Source organism: Candidatus Clostridium helianthi (assembly GCF_045310795.1).
Taxonomy (GTDB): domain Bacteria; phylum Bacillota; class Clostridia; order Clostridiales; family Clostridiaceae; genus Clostridium; species Clostridium helianthi.
Genome location: NZ_JBJIAB010000033.1, coordinates 1 through 21839 on the forward strand (window position 1 = coordinate 1; position 21839 = coordinate 21839).

Consider the following 21839-nt stretch of genomic DNA (forward strand, 5'->3'; position numbering starts at 1 on the left):
CTCCCGTTAAATACAGAAATCATCTTTTAAATTAGTCTATCTTTTTTTAAATTGTCCTTGACAAAGGGTACATTTTAGAGCCTAGTTATCTACTTTTCTATATAATTAATCACATTTTTTACTATTAAATTAATAGTTCCATCGCCGTTTCTTTGTATCTCAAACTTGCTAGGGTCGTGATATGTCTCTTCATTTATATATAAATCAATTTGTTTATCAATATTAAGTCTAACTCTTTTTAATTTCTTCTCAACCCAAGTTTTATCCACAGCTACTTCTTCCTGAAGTCCTTGTTGTTTTATATAAGTTGAAAACTCTTCTTTCGCTTGAGGGTGCTCATTAAATAATTCAGCCGAAAACTCATCTATATTAATAGAATCTTCTTCTTTTAATTTAGTTTTTATTGCAGTTCTAATCTCTTCAGCTCTTCCTGCATCATTTGTAACATTTTCTCTAGTCCAGTTCTCTGCTGCCTTTACAAAAGTTTTGGTCATATCTCTTTCATTTGTAACAATGCTTGCACCTAAGAATGTGTTTATAAAATAATTTGCCCCATACTCATCTTCTTTACTACCTTTTTGCTTATCTAAAATCATTAGGTTATATTTATCCTCTTCTATAATCGGTTTAATAAATGCAGCTTTTTGAATTCTTTGCCCACTTCCTGGAAGCCCTGCTGCTTGAGGTACTATCCCTATACCTATTTTTTGATCTATAAATTGAACTTCATGAGTAAAATTTTTAACGTAATCCATCTTAAGTATTCCTACCATTGGACCTTGATCCGTAGTTAAAGACACTATTATTAAATCTCCTGACGGGATATTCACATTTCCTTTCATTATTATGAATAACTGCCTAGCTAATTCTTTAGATAGATTAACTAAGTTATTGTCTACTCCAGTCAGATAATCCTGCGCTACTTCTTTAACTATGTTTCTTTCTGGATTAAACTTTCCATATTTAAGTTCATCATCCTTAAAGCATTTTTCTAGATGCTTATGTAAGAAAAAATATATATCTTCGTCTAATTCCAAACTATATTCGTTCAGAATAGGTTCTTCACCATTACTATCTAATATATGAATAACTGCTTCATTTATATTAATCTCATTTATGTATTCCATACTTTCACCACCAAATAAATTTATACATTAGATATTATAAACTTTAAGTAAATTAAAAAAAAGCCTTAAAGTATACAAAAAAAATGGAAAAGAGTCTGATATAAAACTTAATTTCTTATATCATCAATCTCTTTTCCACATTTTTTAAATATTCTTAATTTATTAATCAGATAATTTTCCTAATCTAATTATTGATCTTCAAATTTACTTACATAATTTTTTAAATTCATCTGCTACAAATTGCACCTGTGTTCCTACAACAACTTGTACGCTTGTTTTTCCTGGTCTTATTATTCCAGATACACCTGCTGATTTAATAACTTTTTCATCTACAGCAGCTTGATCTTTAATTTCTAAACGTAATCTAGTTACACAATTATCTATAGATACTACGTTTTCTTTTCCTCCAACACCCTTTAATATTACAGCTGCCACTTGAGTATAATCATTATTCGCAAGTTTTACATTTAGTTCTTCAGTGTCATCATCTTCCCTACCAGGTGTCTTTAAATTAAATTTTGTAATTGCAAAACGGAATGTTACATAATAGATTACTGCAAATACTAAACCTATTGGGATTAACATTATTGGATTTTCTGCCATAGGCGCTTTAAAACTTAAGAACCAATCTACAAATCCAGCACTAAAGTTAAATCCAGCTCTTACTGGTAATAATGTACATACAAATGCTGAAATTCCTGTTAATCCAGCATGAAGAACATATAAACCTGGAGCTAAGAACATAAATGCAAATTCTAATGGTTCTGTAACACCTGTGAAGAATGAAGATATTGCTGCTGCTAATAATAAACCATATACCGCTTTCTTCTTCTTATCTTTAGCTGTATGGTACATAGCTAATGCTCCCGCTGGTAATCCAAACATCATTACTGGGAAGAATCCAGTCATATACATCCCAGTTACTCCTTGTGTTCCTTTACCTGACCAGAAGTTACCAAGGTCATTAATTCCAGCTACATCAAACCAGAATACTGAGTTTAGTGCATGGTGAAGACCAAATGGTATTAATAATCTATTGAAGAATGCATAAATACCAGATCCAACTGCACCTGTTGATACAATAGCTTCACCAAATGCTACTAATGCACCATAAATAAGAGGCCATGCAAAGAATAATACTATAGATGCAACTATTGAATATGCTGCAGTTACAATTGCGACACATCTTTTTCCACTAAAGAATCCCAATGCATCTGGTAATTTAACACTTTTAAATCTGTTATAACAAGCTGCACCGATTAAACCTGATAAAATACCAATAAATTGTGTTTGAGTTTTAGCGAATGCTGGCGCTACCTCTTTAACATCAATTCCCTTAAACATTGCTACAGCTCCTGTAGATAATAATGTTGTAATCATAAGCCATGAAACAAGTCCTGCAAGTCCTGCTGTACCGTCATTATCATCTGACATTCCTACACCTACACCAATTGCAAACAAAATTCCCATATTGTCAATTAAAGCACTACCTGCTTTTAGCATAAAAGCTGAAGCAATGTTATTTGCTCCCCAGCCTGTAGGGTCAAGCCAATAACCAAGACCCATTAAAATACTTGCAACGGGTAAACAAGCTACTGGAAGCATTAAGGATTTTCCTAATTTTTGTAAATACTTCATCATAATAATATAATTCCCCTTCCATAATAATTAATAAAATTTATTTTAAGGATTGCTAATCCCTAAATGCATTATAATTCTTATGGACATGTATCCTTTTCAGCAAATAAAAAAGCTGAAAAGGATAAATTATATTATCCCTTTCAGCTAATGCCCTGATTTAATCGGTTACACGCCAAAGATCGTATTCTTATACACTCATATTATTCTATTTTTATTCTCTAGTCAATACCCTTTTTTATTTTTTTATTGTTGACACTAATTATATGAAATAATATAATTAGTACATAAATGTGTTACTGTTTAATCAGGCATAAGTTTGCGTAATTCGGAAACTTATGCTTTTTTATTACCAATAAATAACAGAATGAAAGGAAGTGACTGTTCCTGTTTAATCGGGAATATTAAGTATGTTTAATTTTTTTAAGAAGAATTCAAAAGACTCAAACAAAGAAGCAAAATTAGTTGCACCTATAACTGGTAAAACAATAGATTTATCAAAAGTACCAGATAAGGTTTTTGCAGAAAAAATGGCTGGAGACGGGCTTGCAATAGATACTACTGGAGATATAGTAGTTGCACCTGCTGACGGAACCTTAACATTAGTATTTAATACAAAACATGCATTTGCAATTACTCTTGATAATGGAGCTGAGTTATTGGTTCATATAGGTATCGATACTGTTTCCTTAAATGGTGAAGGTTTTGAGCAATTAGCTGAAGCGGGGACTAAAGTTAAAGCTGGAACTCCAATTATAAAAATAGATAGAGATTTTATTTTAGGGAAAGGTTATTCTTTAATAACTCCAGTTCTTGTTACAAACATGGATATAGTCAAAGACTTAAATTCACATGTCAATAAAGATGTTGTTGCTGGAGAAGATGAAGTAATTACTTTTAGTTCATAAAAAAAATGGCTAACATGTTTTTATTAATATGTTAGCCATTTTAATTAAAATTTTATTGTAGCTTTTCTAAACCTCTCTATATGCATTGCTAGATATGCTATTTCATCATCTGAAACTTTCTTTTCTAGCTTTAAAACTAATATTTTTGCTACACCTTTAGATACTTTATATGATAATTTATATTTTGATTTTATTTCTTTTATAAAATCATTTTCAATAGATATATCATCTAAAATTCTTTTAATTGCAAATCTCAAATGTGTGAGAAATCTGGCATAGTCTAACGATGTTTTGTCTATTTTTATTTCAGTTTTTTCTTCTACATATTCAATTATTGAATTTATCAAATGTGTATTTTTTATAGTATTGGATAGCTTACCTGAATTTCTAGCAGAATGGATATGTAATGCTATGAATCCAATTTCTCCTTCTGGAATTTTTACCTTTTTTTCATTTTGTAAAACTTCCGCAACTTTTTCTGCTAACGAATATTCTTGTGGATATAATGCTCTAATTTCCATAAGAAATGGATTTTCTATTTCTTCTTTGTCCGAAAGCCTTTTCACTGCAAAATTCAAATGATCTACTAATGCGACGTGTATTCTCTCATCTAAATTTTCTTTCAATTCATTTGCTACATATGATATCATCTTTTCGCATAGCACAAAAAATTCTTCATCAACGTTTTCAATTACTTGTTTAAAGTTTCTTAAGTTATCCTCATCTTCAATAACAAATATCTTTTCAACCTCAGTACCCTTTTCAATGGCATCTCCAGACTTTCTACCGAATCCAATTCCCTTTGCAAAAAGTATTCTTTCCTTTCCATTCATGTTTACGGAAACTATATTGTTGTTATAAGATTTTATTATAGTTGCTGGATCAATAATTTTACTCATATGACCACCCTTTTTATTATTTATAGAATTTTCTAATCTTTAGCAAATCACTTATCATCTAAACTAATACATTATTTAGAAAATATAAATGACCTTATTAATCTTATAAAACGATTCTATCATTAACCTTATTATTTAAATACTTTACTTATCCTTAGCCGTTAGTATCTATTATGATTCTTTTAAACCATATAAATCTAATATATTAATAATAGCTTAATATATTATTTATTGTAAAGCACAGATTTAAGAAATCTTAAGATATAAATAGAAAGCAGATTCCTAAGAATCTGCTACATTTCATAACTCACAAATGTAATAAATGGACTAATATAAATATATTAATTAAAATTCCATTTATTACTCAATATTCAATATAGAGTATTAAGAATATTCTACTAAGAAACATTATAAATAACTATCCTAAAATCCTTTATTAAAATTCCTATTTTACATTTTCTTTTCTTAATTCTTGCCTTCCAGCAACATATACAAATGGAAGATATATTAATATACTTACAATTAGACAAATAAGAGCTGTAACTCCACCCATGATTGAGTTTGTAGATATAATTGCACCCAAAATTGGCGGTGTTGTCCATGTTGCCATTATTGCTACCTTTGGTACAAAACCAATGACTGTTAATATATATGCTATAGTTAATGAAACTATAGGAGATAATATAAACGGAATAAAATAGATTGGATTTAAAACTATTGGTGCACCATATATTACTGGTTCATTTATATTAAATATTCCTGGTGCTATACCTAAATTTGCAATTGCCCTTTGTTGTGCACCTGCTTTTCGCCCTAATACATATATTGCAATTAATAATGCTATTGAAGTTCCTGCTCCACCCATATTTACATACGAATCTAAAAATTGACTATTCAATATATTTTCTGGCTGTAATCCATTTGTTATTGCTTCTGTATTAGCTAAAAGCAATGGAAGTAATAATGCATTTATTACTGGTGCTAATATATTTGAACCATGTAGACCAAAAAACCATAATACATGCACCAATAATACTATTACAAATACTCCCAAAAAGCTTCCTGCAATTAATTGTAATGGTTTCTGTAGAGTAAAGAATAATGCCTGATGTATATCTGGTACACTCATAACTATAAATAATTCCTTAATTCCCGCTGCTAATGCTAAAATTATTATTGTTGGTAACAATGCTGCAAATGATCTTGAAACTGCTGGTGGTACTCCACTAGGCATTTTTATTACTAATTTAGGATTGCCTATTAACTTTACGAAAATCTCTGTAGATACTAATGATACTATCAATGAAATAAATAAACCTTGTGCCCCTAAAAAAGTTAATGGAAATGCTCCTCCATCTGGTGTTGTTGCATATAGAATCATCGATGCCGCAACTGATACTATTCCAGCTCCTAAGCCATCCTTATCATACGATCTTGCTAAATGATATGATATCGTAAATACAACTAATATTGACATAATTGCATAAGAACCATTCCATATAGATCCTCCCCAGCTTTTCCAACCTGCTGGTAATAGCCAATCCATAAAATTTTGATACCATTTAAATCCTATATTATTGAACAATACTGCAAATGCACCAGCCATTATAATCGGTGTTATTGTAGCAAATCCGTCACGTATAGCAACTAAATGCCTTTGTGAACCAATCTTAAATGCAATTGGAACAAAGTGCTCCTCCATCCATTCAAAAAATTTATTCATAATTATTTCCTCCCCCATATCTAAGATTTATTTGAAATAAAGTCAAAACTCATCCATGGCTCTATATAGTCTAGTATAATATTTACCTAAACATTACTTTCTCTCTTCGCTTTATTAATATAATAAGCACCCATTGTAGGTGAAATTTCATCATCTACTATATCCTCAATAACTATATTTTCTCTTAGGTACTTTTCAAAAGATTTTCTTAATATCTTTGCTTTTCTTATAACTCCACCGACCAAGGCAATAGAGCAGCTTTCAAATTTTAATTTTCTATACACATTTATAACAGTCTTAGCCAAATCTGCTCCTTCATTAACCAATATTTCTTCAGCTATCTTATTTCCTTCCTCTCCCAATATTGAAACTATTTCTGCCAAAGATGCTATCTCGTCTTTAGTAGACGAATATACAAAATTTACTACTTCGCCTATTGATTTAGCACCTAACCTTTTCATAATTCTCGTAGTTAATTCTGATTTTAGCAAGGAATTTTCCTCTTCAAATATCATTCTTTTTATAGCATCAATTGCTATTTTATATCCACTCCCTTCATCTCCTAATAAGTTGCCCCATCCCCCACATCTTACACTTGAATTATTTTTAACTCCAAATGCTATCGATCCAGTCCCTGCTATTGTCAATATTCCATCATTCCCCCTTAACATAGCTTTTAGGGCTATTTCAGCATCGTTCATAAGTACACAGTCAGTCTTAAGTTCATTTTTTATTATATCTTTTATAATTTTTGCATTATCTCCGACTTCCGATCCTGCAATGCCAAGATATAAATCTACAAGTTCGTCTTCTTTAAGAACATCTATTATTTCTCTTATTGAATCTACTATATTATTTAGTGCTTTTTCTCTATTATTTAGCAAATTTGCGAATCCTTTTACAGAAGTAACTATAATATTTCCTTGAAAGTCATAAGCTACTGCTTCCGTTTTTGTTCCTCCACCATCGACACCTATGATGTATTTCATACTATCACTACCTTTTCCTTAACTTTAAGTAAATATATAATTAGACTAACATATATTGTTATTAAATTTTTCATGTATTTCTATAATTTCAACTGCCATAGACTTTAATGTCATACTAGTCATAAAGTGATCCTGAGCATGAATCATAAGTAAAGAAACTTCTGTTTTTTCTCCTCGTGCTTCCTTTTGTATTAAATATGTTTGAACATTATGTGCTTTTAATAATTCTACTTCTGCTTGTTCAATTAATTTTCTTGCTCCATCTATATTCCCACTTTTAGCGCATTGAATAGCTTCCATTGAATAACTTCTAACTTCTCCGCTATGCACTATAAGATTCATTATTGTTTCTTCCACAATGTTTCTCTCCTTTTCAATTATTTATTTTTTTATAAGATCTAGAGCTCTTTCTAAGACTTTTTCTCCATTCATTGTTCCATAATCAACTGTATTAATTACTTCTACGGATATATTCTTATCCGATAAATTAGCTTTAAATTTTGATAATAAAAATCTAACCTGAGGCCCCAGTAACAAAACATCTATCTTACCTATATATTCTTTAACATCTGCCTCTCCTACAGCTTTTATATTACATTCAATCCCTTTTTCTTCAGCTGACTTTTCCATTTTTGAAACTAATAAACTTGTGGACATTCCAGCTGAACAAACTAATAATATATTCTTCATTTTTAACCTCTCCTTAGATATTCTTATTTACTAGCACTCATCTATTACACTATTATATAAAGCAAGTTTTATACCAATATTATATTTATACACAAATAAATATAAATCATCTCATAATCACACAATTCATGAATCAAAGTGTGCAACTAAAAAAAATAGTGTGTAATTTAACTTACACACTGCTTTGGATATTACACAGTAATTATATTTTCCTTAACAATTCTCACTATATAAGCTATCTCATTATCTCCTATATTTATATTATATGCACGCTCCAAGTCTTTTAAAATTTTCTTAATCAATGAAAATTCACTATTATACATATGACGATAATTTTCTAAATCTTTGAATTTCAATTCTTGACCACCATGCTTTAATTTATCTATAAGAAAAGTGATATGAATTAAAATTCCTATCTGTGCATCATGTTGAATTCTCACATTCAAATTTTCTTCTATTTTTCTTATTACATCTCTAATATCTGAAAATACCTTTATTGAATTTAATTCATTTAATTGACCACTCAATGCTTTTCTGACTTTTAAAAAATCATACTCAATGTCAATTAAATTCTCCAAATAATTTATTCCCTCACTCAAAAAAACATCTTGTGCTGATATAAAGGGAACATCTTCAATAACTATCTTTATAGTTCCTACAACTGCTAATATTATAAACTTCTCTTTTAACCTATTTACTTTTCTAAAAAACTCTTCCCTATCAGAAATATTAAGCGGTATAATTTTTACTTTTTCTATATTCTTCAAGTTATTACTTATTCTTATTTTTATTCTTTCTGCTGCTCCTTCGCCTGTAAAGCATGTAGTTATTATAACTAGTTCTTTATCGTATTTATTGTCTTCCTTAGAAACTTGCATAGAGGACTTTCCAATATCTCTGCATAAATTATATATTGAATCCAAACTTCTCCCATTAAAAGCTTTACTTCCTGCCTCTATAACAGTTAATGTTGTGACCATATCTATGGTTTTAATTTTTATTTCTAATTCGTTACTAATTATATCTCCAAAATTAACCAATGACCCCATATCAACAAGTAACAATATCCCTTTTTCATTATATATTTCTTTAACTTTTTTCTTAGCTTTCTCTAGCATATCCTCAGCCTTCATAGTTAGTGGCATATCTAGAGCTTGCACATATTCTTCTCCTATTAAAGAATTAGCTACCTCAGCCATGCTGCTAGCTGTACTTGTTCCATGCATCATTACTAGAACTCGCACCTTTTTCTCTAATTGTTCACTATTTTCATCATTACATGCAGCCAAAAACATAGTTATATAGCCTATTTCATCTAATGGGATATCTATATGAAATTCTTTTTCTGCAATTTTTATAATATCCATGGCCACAGCAAATTCTTCTCTATTTTCTACCCTTATAATATTAAGCTTAGGATGATATATCTTTTTTCCTGAATTAATCCTTTCGATGCTTCCCTGTAAATGAAGTGCTAACCCAAAATAAACTTTCTGGTCAAAATCCCTATTTAACTTTTCAGATGCTATACTCAACATTTTTTCTGCAACTGTAGCTACTTTAATGTTTACAATTTTGGCAATCTCATCTTTTTTAACATTTGTTGTGATATTACTAATATATCTTCTAAAATATTTTTCCAAATCAATATTTAGAATATCATTTATTTCTGTCTCATTAATTCCTCGTTCCTTTAAGTTTTCCATCTTATTTTCTATTATCGAATAAAAACTTTTATTTTCCGAGCCTTCTATTTGATTTTCATGAAATTCAATATTTTTTAGCATACTATCTTCACTTGAAAATCTTAAAATATCAGCCATATCTTGAGATAAATTATCTATTTCTTTTCTATATTCTCTAATTCTCATGATTCCTTTTTGAATTCTAGGTTGCAGATCACTTTTATCTACCAAAATATAATTATTTTTCTTAATCTTATAATTTAAAAATGCTTTAGCACAAGCTAATTGTATATCACTTTTTAATTGCCCTATATTATTAGGACAATCATATAGTAAAAATGAAATAATCGCATTTTTACTAATATATATGCTCTTTCCGATTCTTATAGATTCTTCTGTTATGAACTCGTTTAAAAGAAGATATCTTTCCTCTAATTTTCTTTCTCTTAATGTCGGTAATACTATCACCATTGGAATCCTTCTAGTAAATGTTTTCAGAAGATATGACTGTGGATTCTCCGTAGTAGCTGCTATAATCTGCACTTCAGATTTCACCTTTTTCTCAGTATCTCCAAGCTGCCTAAAATATCCCTTATCTATAAAAGTAAATAACATTTCTTGCCCCTGCGGTGATAATCTGTGTACTTCATCCAAAAAGAATATTCCTCCATCAGCTTTTTTTAACAAACCTTCTCTATCAGTATCTGCTCCTGTAAATGCACCTCTTCTTACTCCAAATATTTGTGCCACAACCAACTGAGGATTATCTGAGTAATCGGCACAATTAAATCTAATGAAAGGAGCTTCAGCAGCTATTATTTTAGAGTCTTTAGCAAAATTGTACATTGCTTCTGCAAATAGCGATTTTCCTACACCAGTTTCACCCAAAATAAGAGTATGTAAGCCTCTAGGAGGATATAATATTGCAGCTTTCGCTTGCTGTACAGGTAATTTAAGTGACTGATTTGAACCTATGAGCATTTCAAGGCTATCTCTATTTTTCATGATTATGTCCGATTTATTTTTAATTGAATTCATTTCATTCTTGTAACTTTTGATACTACTATATATAACTGGTCGTCCTTCTTTTTTATTTATCCTTTTTTCCTTATATAATTGGTTTAAATACCTACTTATATTTGTTCGGTCTATTCCTATATAAAATCCCAGTTCATCTGCTGTTATTCCTCTCCCTTTGCTCTTTTCAAGCTCAATTAGACTCTTTATTACTTCTTCCTTTCTAGGTAACCCTTTCATCTAATATTATCCCCCACTCATAAGTAGTTCACATTAAAAACATAGAATTTATCCTTATAACTTTTAACCTATTATATAAATGCAAATATATATATTGTCTTATGTTTTTCACTTTCTAGGATACATTTGAAATTTTCCTTTAAATTCTTCTACATAAATCTTTATGAAAATATAACTGGATACTACCAGTTTTGAATTCATTATATAATAATATTTTTATTTCTTGCAACCAAATTTTTCATATTATTATAACTGTTTATACAATTCTGCCTCTACTATAAATATGCCATATAAATCAATTTTACTAGCACAACTTTTAAAATTGCTATATTATATTATTATATAAAAATAAATATCTACTCTTTTTTAAGTATTATTTATTAACTTTAACTAAGGAGGCTATTCTATGCAAGAGTTAGAAACTAGGATCGTTGATATTGATGTTGAAAATATAAGGAAAATTTTATTATCAAATGGTGCTGAAAAAGTTAAAATGGAAGATCAAGTAAATGATATATATGATTTTGAAGATGGACGTCTTTTAGGTAAGAAAGGATATGCTAGAATAAGAACTATAAATGATATGATTAATAATAAAATCGTATATTTTATGACTACCAAAAAAATGCTATCCCAGGGCAGATTTAAAGTCATGGAAGAAAATGAAGTTATAATTGATAACAAAACTATGGGAGAAGGTATATTTAAATCTCTTGGATTAGTTCTGAAAGAATCTAATAAAAAATATAGAGAAAGCTATAAATTACTTGATTGCTTAATTGAAATTGATATTAATGACAAGAGTTTTTGTCCCTTCCCATATTTAGAAATTGAAACTACATCGGAAGAAAAATTGGAAACAGTAGTAAAGTTACTTGGATATACATTAGAAGATACAACCTCTCAAACAATATACGATATATTATCTGAAAGAGGATTGCTTAATAATGCCCCTAAAGGAATATAATTAAATTTTTATTCCATTAACTGTAAACTTACTATAGAATTATAAATTTATATAATGTAAAATATACATAGAGATAGGTATACTTTTAAAATGAAATTTGTTTAGTTTACTTTTAAACTAAACTTTTTTTCTTATAAAAGGAGGATGTCATGGAAAAATATGATGACATAAAATATTTAAGTCTGCTTGCTAAGCAATATCCTACTATTGCAGCGGCATCAACTGAAATAATTAATTTAGAAGCTATTTTAAATTTACCTAAAGGTACAGAACATTTTTTAGCTGACCTTCATGGTGAATATGAGCCTTTTGTTCATGTATTAAAAAATGGTTCGGGGGCTATAAAGAGAAAAATTCAAGAGGTATTTGAAAATTCTTTAATGGACTGTGAAAAAAGAAGTTTAGCCACACTTGTATACTATCCTGAACAAAAATTAGAGATTGTTCTAAGAGAAGAAAAAGATATAAATGATTGGTATAAAATTAACCTGTATAGATTGATTCAATTATGCAGACATGTATCTTCTAAATATACAAGATCTAAAGTAAGAAAAGCGCTACCTCCAGATTTTAGCTACATTATAGAAGAATTATTACATGAAGAATCTGATAATAATGATAAACAGGGTTATTATGATGGCATAATAAATACTATTATAGAAATTGAACGAGCCCAAGAGTTCATAGTAGCACTATCTAAATTAATACAACGACTAGTAATAGATAGATTACACATAATCGGAGATATATTTGATAGAGGTCCTAGACCAGATATAATCCTAGATACCCTTATAGATTATCATTCTGTTGATATACAATGGGGAAACCATGATATATTGTGGATGGGTGCTGCCTCAGGTAATACTACATGTATAGCAAATGTTTTAAGAATAGCAGCTAGATATTCCAATCTAGACGTTATCGAAGACATTTACGGTATAAATTTATTACCTCTTGCAACTTTTGCACTTAAGCACTATAAAAATGATAATTGCACAGCTTTCGTTCCCAAAAACACCGATGAAACATTATATGGAGCTTCTGAAATTGAGCTTATTTCCAAAATGCATAAAGCCATAACAATTATTCAATTTAAACTTGAATATGAAATTATAAAAAGAAGACCTGAATTTAAGATGGATCATAGATTGCTTTTAGATAAGATAAATTATAGCGATGGCACCATAACTTTAAACAATATAACTTATGAGCTTTGCGACAAAAGTTTCCCTACAATCAATATTAATAATCCTTTTGAACTTACGAGTGATGAAAAGAAATTGGTTTCTAAGCTTCAAAGTTCATTTATAAATAGTGATAAATTGCAAAAGCACGTTTTATTTTTATTTAACAAAGGAAGAATATACTTAACTTATAATTCTAATCTTTTATTTCACGGTTGTATTCCTTTAAATAAAGATAAAACTTTTAAAAGTATGATTATTCATGGTGAAGAGCATAAAGGAAAAAAACTTCTAGATAAATTTGATTCTTTAGCTAGGGAGGGTTATTTTAGTACTAGAGGCAGTGCTGAAAAATTATATGGTACTGATATAATGTGGTATTTATGGACGGGAGCCTGTTCTTCTCTTTTTGGAAAAGAAGATATGACGACTTTTGAAAGATACTTTATCAAAGATAAAAGCACACATAAAGAAAAGAAAAATCCCTACTACAATTTTAGGGATTCTGAAGAAATGTGTAATATGATTTTTGAAGAATTCGGATTAGATCCAGCTGAATCACGAATAATAAATGGACATGTTCCAGTTAAAAATAAATTTGGTGAAAACCCAATAAAGTGCAATGGAAAATTGATAGTTATAGATGGTGGCTTTGCTAAAGCTTACAGAAGTCAAACTGGCCTTGCAGGGTACACATTAACTTATAATTCCTATGGACTTCAACTAATATCTCATCAACCTTTCAAATCAATTGAAGATGCATTTAGTAAAGAAACGGATATATTATCTTCAACACAAATAGTAGAAAAACTAGACAGAAAAAAAGTTGGTGATACAGACATAGGAAAGGAGCTTAAAAATCAAATTAAAGATTTGAAATTATTACTTAAAGCTTATAGAAAAGGATTAATAAACGAAGTAAGATAGCAGCCATTATCTTACCTAAAATCTAAATATGTAGAAGAAATTTATTTTCTACTAGTCTCTAACTAAAATTAGATCAATAAGTTATATTCAAAATCTTCATTAAAGACCACTTGATTATAACCTATTGATCTGATTATTTTTTATTGCACTTTTACTTCACTTTATTTAATGCTAATTATTCAGCGCGCCTTATTTCTTCAAATTGAGCTATTAATTCTTGTACTGCTTTAGTAAGATTACCAACTATTGCATGTCAACGATTTTCATTATTTAGGTATAATTGTTTTCGTCAATAGCCTATATCCTATCTAAATATATTTCCGCTTATAATGAGCTTTTGTATCTCATTTGTGCCTTCATATATTTGAGTTATCTTAGCATCCCTCATCATTCTTTCAACATTATATTCTCTCATATAACCATTTCCGCCTAACATTTGAACAGCCTCAGTTGTTACGTGCATTGCTGCATCTGTACAAGCAAGTTTTGCCTTAGCTGCAGAAACTGAGTAAGACTTTCCTTCTTGTTTATCCATGGCAGCCTTATATACCATATATTTAGCCTGCTCTATTTCAAGTTCTAACTCTGCCATTTTAAATCCTAAATATTGGTTTTTCCATAGCGGCTTTCCAAATTGCTCTCTTTCTTTCATATACTGTCTAGCTACTTCAAATGCTCCTTCTGCTATTCCTAGACCTTGAGCCGCAACTCCAATTCTTCCTCCATCAAGAGTCTTCATTGCTATTCCAAAGCCTTTGCCCTCAGCTCCTACTAAGTTTTCAACTGGAACCTTACAATTTTCAAATACAAGTTCTGAAACTTGTGCTGATCTTATACCGCATTTATTTTCAATTTTACCAATTGAAAATCCTTCAAATCCTTTTTCAACTATAAATGCTGATAACCCTTTTGCTCCTTTGCTCTTATCAGTTAATGCAAACACTAAGAATGTTTCTGATAAAGGTCCATTTGTAATGAAACATTTTGCACCATTTAATATATAATACTCACCACTTTTATCAGCGGTTGTTATGCATCCACCTGCATCTGATCCTGCATTTGGTTCAGTTAATCCAAATGATCCAAATCTTTTTCCTGACAAAATGTCTGGAAGATATCTTTTCTTTTGTTCATCAGATGCTGCATTAATTATTCCTCCTGAACAAAGAGAAGTACTTACTGAATATGAAATTCCTAATGAACCACTCACTTTTGATATTTCTTCAACTGCTAAAACATAAGATAAATAATCTCCACCAGTTCCACCATATTCCTTTGGATATGGAAGCCCTATCAATCCTAATTCCCCCATTTTCTTATAAGTGTCTATTGGAAATTCTCCACTTTCGTCATATGCAACTACTTTAGGTTTAATTTCGTTTTCTGCAAATTCTCTTACCATGTTCACTATTTTTTCTTGTTGCTCTGTTAAATTAAAATCCATCTTTTAAATCCCCCTTGTAATGTATATCTTTTTAATTGAAATATAATTTGAATTTTTAATAGGTACCCTATCTTAACGCTTAGAACCCTTAATTTTATATAAAATATATTTACTCCCTTAATCCCATCAACTTATCATAAAATATTCTTCCATTCATTAGTCTAGGTACTCCATCCATTTTAGGTTTGAAATCCATTAAATCCAATACATCCTTTTTTAGATCTATCCCAGGCGCTATTTCTGTAAGGTATAATCCATCTTTCCTTAACTCAAATACTGCTCTCTCAGTTATATACATAACTTGTTGATCCATCCTTCTTGCATAATCTCCACTAAATGTAATTTGCTCTACATCCTTAATGAATTTTTTAGCTTTTCCTTCTTGTTTAATTTCTAATTTGCCATCTTCTGTTACTACTTTTAAGCCTCCTGCAGTGAATGTTCCACAAAATAACACTTTCTTAGCATTTTGAGTTATATTTATGAATCCACCACATCCAGCAATTCTAGGCCCAAACTTACTTACATTCAAATTTCCATGTTCATCAACCTGAGCTAGTCCTAAAAATGCTATATCGACGCCTCCACCATCATAAAAATCAAATTGATATGGTTGATCTATAATAGCTTCTGGATTTATACTCGCTCCAAAAGCTGTGCATCCTTGTGGTATACCTCCTATTGGACCGGCTTCTACAGTTAATGTCATATATTCACCAATTCCTTCTTCATTCGCAACTAAAGAAATAACTTCTGGTATCCCTATACCTAAATTTACTACCGTATCTTTCTTTAATTCCATAGCTGCTCTTCTCGCAATTATCTTTCTCTCATTTAATGGAGCTTTTTCTACACTATTTAAAGGAATTCTCATTTCACCTGTTACTGCTGGATTAAATGGGCATTCGAAGGATTGTTCATGCTCTTCGGGAGTTGAGATTACAACAGCATCTACATATATACCTGGAATTTTTATAAGACGTGGGTCTAAAGATCCTGCTTCGACTACTTTTTCTACTTGAACTATTACTTTTCCGCCATTATTCTTACAAGCTTGGGCTATTGACGTATCCTCAAGTGTAGCTATTTCTTTTTCCAATGATACATTACCGTATTCATCTGCAAAAGATCCTCTTAAGAAGCAGACATTAACTGGAATTGATTTATATAATAATTTCTCTTCACCTTCTATATTTATCAGCTTTACTAGATCTTCTTTTGTTTTTTCATTTAATTTTCCACCACTAATTCTTGGATCCACAAATGTATTCAATCCAACGTGAGTTATTGTACCAATTCTTTTTCCCGCAATATCTCTAAATAATTGAGAAATGGTTCCTTGTGGTAGATTGTAAGCTTCTATTTTATTTTCATTAATTAACTTCCCAATCCTCGGTGCTAAATTATAATGCCCTGCAATCACCCTCTTAAGCAAGCCTTCGTGAGCATAATGATCTGAACCCTTTCCCTTACTATCGCCTTGTCCTGCAGCGTGAAATAAAGTTATATTTTGCGGATGATTTGTTTCAATGAAACGTTTTTCTAAAGCACAACTAAGAGTTTCAGGTGCACAACTACCAACAAATCCGCCAGTTACTAACACATCTCCATCTTTCACCATTTGTACTGCTTCGTGACTTGTTAAAACTTTTACTTTTCTCACCTATATTCAGTCCTTTCAAGATTAATTAACTATCCCAGTGTCTTAATCTTTTAACATCCTTTAAATAGAGCCTTTCTTTTCTCGACAAATGCACTCATTCCTTCGGTTTGATCATCAGTTGAAAAACATAATCCAAATAGGTCTGCTTCAAATGCGTAAGCTGATTCAGTATCCATATTTAAGCCATTATTTATTGCTGATTTAGCTAAGCTTACTGCAAATAATCCTTTCTTCATTATCTTCTGAGCTAATTCAATTGCTTTTTGGATTAATTCTTCTTGTTCATAAACTTTATTAACAAGACCAATTCTATAGGCCTCTTTTGCATCTATCATATCTGTAGTAAATATAAGTTCTTTAGCTATTCCTTTTCCAACTAATCTTGGAAGTCTTTGAGTTCCTGCAAAGCCTGGAATTATTCCTAATCCCACTTCTGGTTGTCCAAATTTAGCATTGGTAGAAGCTAATCTTATATCACACGCCATTGATAATTCGCAACCTCCTCCTAATGCATAACCGTTTACAGCGGCTATAACAACTTGTGGCATATTTTCAATATTAGAAAATATCTTTTGAGCTAGCTTAGCCATCTCTCTTCCCTCTATTGCACTTTTACTTTTCATTTCTGTTATATCTGCTCCAGCTACAAAAGCTTTTTCTCCTGATCCTGTTATGATAACAGTGTATATATCTTTTCTTTCTGATATATCAGTTATCACTCGTCCTAGTTCTTTAAGTGTTTGTGTATTTAATGCATTAAGTGACTTAGGTCTATCAATACAAATCACTGATATCCCATTTTCTTCCTTTACCTTAATATTTTCCATTTAATATTCCCCCTTCAAGATATATTGTATTTATATTAATATCTTTTATAATTAATATTTTTTGTTTTCGATATAATTTATATGGTGAAATTAAATTTTTAAACTTTAATCTTAATTAAACTTTAGCTTACTAGATTCTTAACTATAAATTTAATATCGCAATATATATTTATCACTCATCACTTTATAGTTAAAGGTTTTCATAGAAACAGACTTTAACTACGTTTGTTTATTATTTCAAATGCATACATCATTAATTGTTTTTGCATCAATGATTCCCAAAGTATATTGCTACAACCTAGCTTCTATATTTTCTTCAACAAAATCATCATTCTTATATTTTCTAAATGACTGCTCTATTTCCTCCAATGATTTACCATATGTCTCCGGTGCACATTTATAGATAAATATACCTCCTATAATTGACGATCCTATAAACACTATGAATGCTCCTGATAAACCAAACCTTGCTAATAATATAGGGAATACAAAACCTACTATAAAGTTAGCTACCCATAAAGCAAATGCTGATATTCCCATTCCAAAACCTCTTAATCTTAATGGGAAAATTTCTGATATTAATAGCCAAGTTAATGGTCCAAGAAAGGCTTGGAAGAAAGCTATATAAACAATAGTACACATTATTACAACAAAAGGAAGCATAGATGAACCTTGTAAAACGTTTGTAACAACAGATAACGCTGTCATAGCTATAGTAGTTCCAGTTATTCCAAGTAAATATAACTTTCTACGAGGATATTTATCACCAACACATTTTACAAAAAATATAGCTGCTATAACAGACATCAACCCATTTCCTATGTTAGCAATTAATGCCACCTTTGTACCAAATCCAGCTTGTTCCAAAATTGATGTTCCATAATACATCATTATATTAATTCCAGCAATTTGTTGTGTAATACCTATTCCAACTCCAATTAAAACAATACGACGGATCCAAGGAATAGATAAATCAGCAAATGATGCCTTGTCTAAATGCTTTTCCGCTTCAATATTCTTATTTATTTCTTCTAATTCCGCTTCTGCCTCTGCTTTATCACGAATCTGTTTTAGAACTTCTAATGCTTTTGCTGTTTTTCCATTAGATGCTAACCATCTTGGTGTTTCAGGAAGTACCATCATTCCAAACCACAATACAATTGCTGGAATAGTAGCAAGTACTATCATATAACGCCATACACCAGAATTATCTGCAAAAAGGTTTCCTAATACAGCATTTATAACATAAGCTACTAATTGTCCAGTTACAATCATCATTTCATTTTTAGATACTATACTTCCTCTTAGGTGCATAGGTGCCAATTCTGCTAAAAATGTTGGCACAATAACTGATGCCCCTCCTACAGCTAACCCTAAAACGAATCTAGAAACAATCATAATATTTGCATTAGGTGCAATTGAACAAGTTATAGTTGCAAAAAAGAATATAATAGCTAACATTCTTATTATCTTTTTTCTACCATATTTATCAGATAGACGTCCGCCAATTATTGCACCAAATGCTGCACCTAATGTTAATATACTTGTAACAAGCCCTTCATTCATAGGTGTCAAATTTAATTGATCTGGTCGTTTCATGAAACTTAATGCTCCATTAAACACACCTGTATCATATCCAAATAGTAACCCCCCAAATGTTGATATAATTTGTATTTTCCTTAAATTACTTTTTTTCTTAATGTTATAAGAACCTTGCTCCATTCTAATTCCTCCTTATCTACTTTAAATAATTAGAATCATTCAGAATTACACAAATACTTTTATAATTTATTTTTTCATATTAATACTGTTTTTCTTAATATATTTATAAATGCTTTATTCTGATTTCAATATATTAGTAACTTATACCTATCATTAGTATGGTAACTAGATATATTGCACACTCTTTTTTAAGAAATACTAGTTACCAAACTTAATAGATTTTGTTCATTTGAAATCTTTTATGAATTTTAATTTTAAAATTTTGTTTTTTCTTTAATGTATTTTCTAGCTTTTATTGCATATTCAAATGGGTTTGCAATTGCTGGATCCTGTTCTGCTTCAACTAATATCCAGCCTTCATAATTGTTTTCATCCAATATCTTAAATATTGGCTCAAAATCTATACATCCATCTCCTGGAACAGTGAATGAACCCTCTCTTACTCCCATTAAAAAACTCATTTTTTCTTTTTTGACTTTTTCTAAAACATCTGCTCTTATATCTTTTAAATGTACATGCTTAATTCTATTAGCATATTTATTTAATATTGCAATTGGATTCTCTCCTGAATAAACCAAATGACCTGTATCAAATAACAAATATACTAAATTTTCATCAGTCATACTCATCAATTTATCAATTTCATCAGTGGTTTGTACTCCAGTCCCCATATGATGATGATAAACAATTTTCATTCCTTTATCTTCTGCTAACCTTCCAAGCTTATTAAGACCATCAGCTAATAGTTTCCACTCTTCTTCATTAAAATAATATTTTCCATCAAATATTGGGGTATCCATTTCCCCTTGAATACTGTGCCCTTGCTCTGATACTACTATAACTTTTGCACCCATTTCATGTAAGAAGTCCCTATGATCTATAAATTCTTTTTCAGTTTCTTCATAAGGCTTAGTAGTTAAAAATGAACTAAACCAAGCACTTGCTATTTGAAGATTTCTTATGTCTAATGCTTTTTTTAAAACATTTACATCCTTGGGATATTTATTTCCTACTTCAGTGCCTTTGAATCCTGCAAGAGCCATTTCACTTACGGCTTGTTCAAATGTATTTTCTTTTCCTAAATCAGGCATATCATCATTTGTCCATCCTATTGGGCAAATTCCTAATTTTACTTTTTCAGTATTAAGCATAACAATCTCCTCCAAAATTCTAATATATTATTTCTGATATCCTAACTGGTCTATTCTCTTTTAATGATTTAGTTGCAGCCTCTCCTATTAACACAGCTTTTAATCCGTCATCTGCACTTACTGAAATATCTCTATTGTTAACAATTGCGTCTATGAATTCTGTAATTTCATCTGCATACGCCTGCATATATCTTTCTAAGAAGAAAAATAATGGCTTTTCAGCTGTAACTCCATCCTTAGTTGATATCACAGCCTTTGAAATACTATCATTTCCCACAGACACTTGACCAAGAGATCCAAATACTTCAGCTCTTTGATCATATCCATAAGACGACTGCCTTGAATTATCTATAACCGCCATTGCTCCATTAGCCATTTTTAGAGTTATAATGGCTGTATCAATGTCACCTGCCTCCCCTATTGCGTTATCAACTAGAACATTACCAGCCGCATAAACTTCTACCACATCACTACCTAAAAGATATCTTGCCATATCAAAATCATGAATTGTCATATCTAAAAATATTCCTCCTGATACCTTTACATAATCAATTGAAGGTGGTTCAGGATCTCTTGAAGTTATTTTAAGAACATGTGGTTCTCCAATCTTCCCTTCCACAACCGCATTTCTTATGGCTTTAAAATTATGATCATATCTTCTATTGAAACCCACTTGATATTTAACATTTGATTTATTAAGTTCATCTATCACTTCTTTAATTCTTGCCAAATCATGATCAATTGGTTTTTCGCAAAATACATGCTTACCTGCTCTTATTGCTTCTATAGAGATTTTTGAATGAGTATCTGTAGATGAACATATAAGAATAGCATCTATTTCTGGATCTTCTAGTATCTTTTTATAATCTTTATATACACCTTGAATCCCAATTTCTCTTGCCCAATTTATTGTAGCTTCATTTAAAAATACATCTGCTATAGCTTTTACCTCTGCATTTTTAACATACTTTGAAATACTTTCTCCATGAACTTTTCCAATTCTTCCTGCACCAATAATTCCAACCTTTAACATAAATT

17 protein-coding genes are annotated in these 21839 nt (G+C 30.3%); 3 read left to right on the top strand and 14 right to left on the bottom strand.

Features of this window, described 5'->3' with window-relative positions:
• Nucleotides 1-89: 89 nt before the first annotated feature.
• Entirely contained in the window at nucleotides 90-1127 is a 1038-nt protein-coding gene (locus ACJDTP_RS20125) for a nucleoid-associated protein (RefSeq protein WP_171772684.1), read from the bottom strand.
• Between the two features lie 204 nt (nucleotides 1128-1331).
• Entirely contained in the window at nucleotides 1332-2768 is a 1437-nt protein-coding gene (gene nagE, locus ACJDTP_RS20130) for an N-acetylglucosamine-specific PTS transporter subunit IIBC (RefSeq protein WP_039769954.1), read from the bottom strand.
• Nucleotides 2769-3175: 407 nt separating this feature from the next.
• Between nagE and ACJDTP_RS20135 the strand changes: the two genes are divergently transcribed.
• Nucleotides 3176-3673: a PTS sugar transporter subunit IIA gene (locus ACJDTP_RS20135; protein ID WP_077843827.1), complete on the top strand. Its 498-nt coding sequence runs from the start codon at nucleotides 3176-3178 to the stop codon at nucleotides 3671-3673.
• Nucleotides 3674-3717: 44 nt separating this feature from the next.
• Here ACJDTP_RS20135 and glcT read toward each other — a convergent pair whose 3' ends face one another.
• The 6 genes from glcT to ACJDTP_RS20165 all read right to left on the bottom strand — a co-directional run bounded on the left by glcT (nucleotide 3718) and on the right by ACJDTP_RS20165 (nucleotide 10916).
• Nucleotides 3718-4572 (bottom strand): glucose PTS transporter transcription antiterminator GlcT, encoded by an 855-nt coding sequence (gene glcT, locus ACJDTP_RS20140; protein ID WP_406762227.1) that lies wholly within the window; start codon nucleotides 4570-4572, stop codon nucleotides 3718-3720.
• 445 nt (nucleotides 4573-5017) lie between these two features.
• On the bottom strand, nucleotides 5018-6295 hold the full coding sequence (locus tag ACJDTP_RS20145) for a PTS sugar transporter subunit IIC (RefSeq protein ID WP_039769948.1): 1278 nt from the start codon (nucleotides 6293-6295) through the stop codon (nucleotides 5018-5020).
• Nucleotides 6296-6381: 86 nt separating this feature from the next.
• A complete protein-coding gene (locus ACJDTP_RS20150; RefSeq protein WP_039769946.1) occupies nucleotides 6382-7284 on the bottom strand; it encodes an N-acetylglucosamine kinase in 903 nt (300 codons plus the stop codon).
• 45 nt (nucleotides 7285-7329) lie between these two features.
• Entirely contained in the window at nucleotides 7330-7641 is a 312-nt protein-coding gene (locus ACJDTP_RS20155; RefSeq protein WP_039769944.1) for a PTS lactose/cellobiose transporter subunit IIA, read from the bottom strand.
• A gap of 24 nt (nucleotides 7642-7665) precedes the next feature.
• On the bottom strand, nucleotides 7666-7974 hold the full coding sequence (locus tag ACJDTP_RS20160) for a PTS sugar transporter subunit IIB (protein ID WP_039769942.1): 309 nt from the start codon (nucleotides 7972-7974) through the stop codon (nucleotides 7666-7668).
• 191 nt (nucleotides 7975-8165) lie between these two features.
• Nucleotides 8166-10916, bottom strand: a complete 2751-nt coding sequence (locus ACJDTP_RS20165) for a sigma-54-dependent transcriptional regulator (RefSeq protein WP_406762228.1) — start codon at nucleotides 10914-10916, stop codon at nucleotides 8166-8168.
• 406 nt (nucleotides 10917-11322) lie between these two features.
• On the opposite strand from ACJDTP_RS20165, the gene ACJDTP_RS20170 reads away from it, so the two are divergent.
• Together ACJDTP_RS20170 and ACJDTP_RS20175 are read left to right on the top strand one after the other, a co-directional pair.
• Nucleotides 11323-11883 carry a class IV adenylate cyclase gene (locus tag ACJDTP_RS20170; RefSeq protein WP_406762229.1) on the top strand — a complete coding sequence of 187 codons (561 nt, stop codon included), beginning with the start codon at nucleotides 11323-11325 and terminating at the stop codon, nucleotides 11881-11883.
• A 149-nt stretch (nucleotides 11884-12032) separates the two neighbouring features.
• Complete coding sequence (locus tag ACJDTP_RS20175; RefSeq protein ID WP_173711805.1) at nucleotides 12033-13994, top strand: fructose-1,6-bisphosphatase; 1962 nt, start codon at nucleotides 12033-12035, stop codon at nucleotides 13992-13994.
• Nucleotides 13995-14298: 304 nt separating this feature from the next.
• Here ACJDTP_RS20175 and ACJDTP_RS20180 read toward each other — a convergent pair whose 3' ends face one another.
• The 6 genes from ACJDTP_RS20180 to iolG form a co-directional block, all read right to left on the bottom strand.
• Entirely contained in the window at nucleotides 14299-15438 is a 1140-nt protein-coding gene (locus ACJDTP_RS20180; RefSeq protein WP_171772690.1) for an acyl-CoA dehydrogenase family protein, read from the bottom strand.
• Nucleotides 15439-15547: 109 nt separating this feature from the next.
• Nucleotides 15548-17101: an acyl CoA:acetate/3-ketoacid CoA transferase gene (locus ACJDTP_RS20185; protein ID WP_406762230.1), complete on the bottom strand. Its 1554-nt coding sequence runs from the start codon at nucleotides 17099-17101 to the stop codon at nucleotides 15548-15550.
• A gap of 50 nt (nucleotides 17102-17151) precedes the next feature.
• Entirely contained in the window at nucleotides 17152-17928 is a 777-nt protein-coding gene (locus ACJDTP_RS20190) for an enoyl-CoA hydratase-related protein (RefSeq protein ID WP_171772692.1), read from the bottom strand.
• Between the two features lie 291 nt (nucleotides 17929-18219).
• A complete protein-coding gene (locus ACJDTP_RS20195; protein WP_077867885.1) occupies nucleotides 18220-19650 on the bottom strand; it encodes a sugar porter family MFS transporter in 1431 nt (476 codons plus the stop codon).
• A 254-nt stretch (nucleotides 19651-19904) separates the two neighbouring features.
• Nucleotides 19905-20801 (bottom strand): myo-inosose-2 dehydratase, encoded by an 897-nt coding sequence (gene iolE, locus ACJDTP_RS20200; RefSeq protein ID WP_077867886.1) that lies wholly within the window; start codon nucleotides 20799-20801, stop codon nucleotides 19905-19907.
• A gap of 19 nt (nucleotides 20802-20820) precedes the next feature.
• On the bottom strand, nucleotides 20821-21834 hold the full coding sequence (gene iolG, locus ACJDTP_RS20205) for an inositol 2-dehydrogenase (RefSeq protein ID WP_406762231.1): 1014 nt from the start codon (nucleotides 21832-21834) through the stop codon (nucleotides 20821-20823).
• Nucleotides 21835-21839 lie beyond the last annotated feature (5 nt).

Bases quoted from the DNA above. Each gene is read 5' to 3' on its own strand.
- ACJDTP_RS20125 (WP_171772684.1), bottom strand. From the start codon at position 1,127: ATGGAATACATAAATGAGATTAATATAAATGAAGCAGTTATTCATATA.
- glcT (WP_406762227.1), bottom strand. From the start codon at position 4,572: ATGAGTAAAATTATTGATCCAGCAACTATAATAAAATCTTATAACAAC.
- ACJDTP_RS20175 (WP_173711805.1), top strand. From the start codon at position 12,033: ATGGAAAAATATGATGACATAAAATATTTAAGTCTGCTTGCTAAGCAA.
- ACJDTP_RS20150 (WP_039769946.1), bottom strand. From the start codon at position 7,284: ATGAAATACATCATAGGTGTCGATGGTGGAGGAACAAAAACGGAAGCA.
- ACJDTP_RS20190 (WP_171772692.1), bottom strand. From the start codon at position 17,928: ATGGAAAATATTAAGGTAAAGGAAGAAAATGGGATATCAGTGATTTGT.
- ACJDTP_RS20170 (WP_406762229.1), top strand. From the start codon at position 11,323: ATGCAAGAGTTAGAAACTAGGATCGTTGATATTGATGTTGAAAATATA.
- ACJDTP_RS20145 (WP_039769948.1), bottom strand. From the start codon at position 6,295: ATGAATAAATTTTTTGAATGGATGGAGGAGCACTTTGTTCCAATTGCA.
- ACJDTP_RS20165 (WP_406762228.1), bottom strand. From the start codon at position 10,916: ATGAAAGGGTTACCTAGAAAGGAAGAAGTAATAAAGAGTCTAATTGAG.
- ACJDTP_RS20135 (WP_077843827.1), top strand. From the start codon at position 3,176: ATGTTTAATTTTTTTAAGAAGAATTCAAAAGACTCAAACAAAGAAGCA.
- nagE (WP_039769954.1), bottom strand. From the start codon at position 2,768: ATGATGAAGTATTTACAAAAATTAGGAAAATCCTTAATGCTTCCAGTA.
- ACJDTP_RS20195 (WP_077867885.1), bottom strand. From the start codon at position 19,650: ATGGAGCAAGGTTCTTATAACATTAAGAAAAAAAGTAATTTAAGGAAA.
- iolE (WP_077867886.1), bottom strand. From the start codon at position 20,801: ATGCTTAATACTGAAAAAGTAAAATTAGGAATTTGCCCAATAGGATGG.
- ACJDTP_RS20160 (WP_039769942.1), bottom strand. From the start codon at position 7,974: ATGAAGAATATATTATTAGTTTGTTCAGCTGGAATGTCCACAAGTTTA.
- iolG (WP_406762231.1), bottom strand. From the start codon at position 21,834: ATGTTAAAGGTTGGAATTATTGGTGCAGGAAGAATTGGAAAAGTTCAT.
- ACJDTP_RS20180 (WP_171772690.1), bottom strand. From the start codon at position 15,438: ATGGATTTTAATTTAACAGAGCAACAAGAAAAAATAGTGAACATGGTA.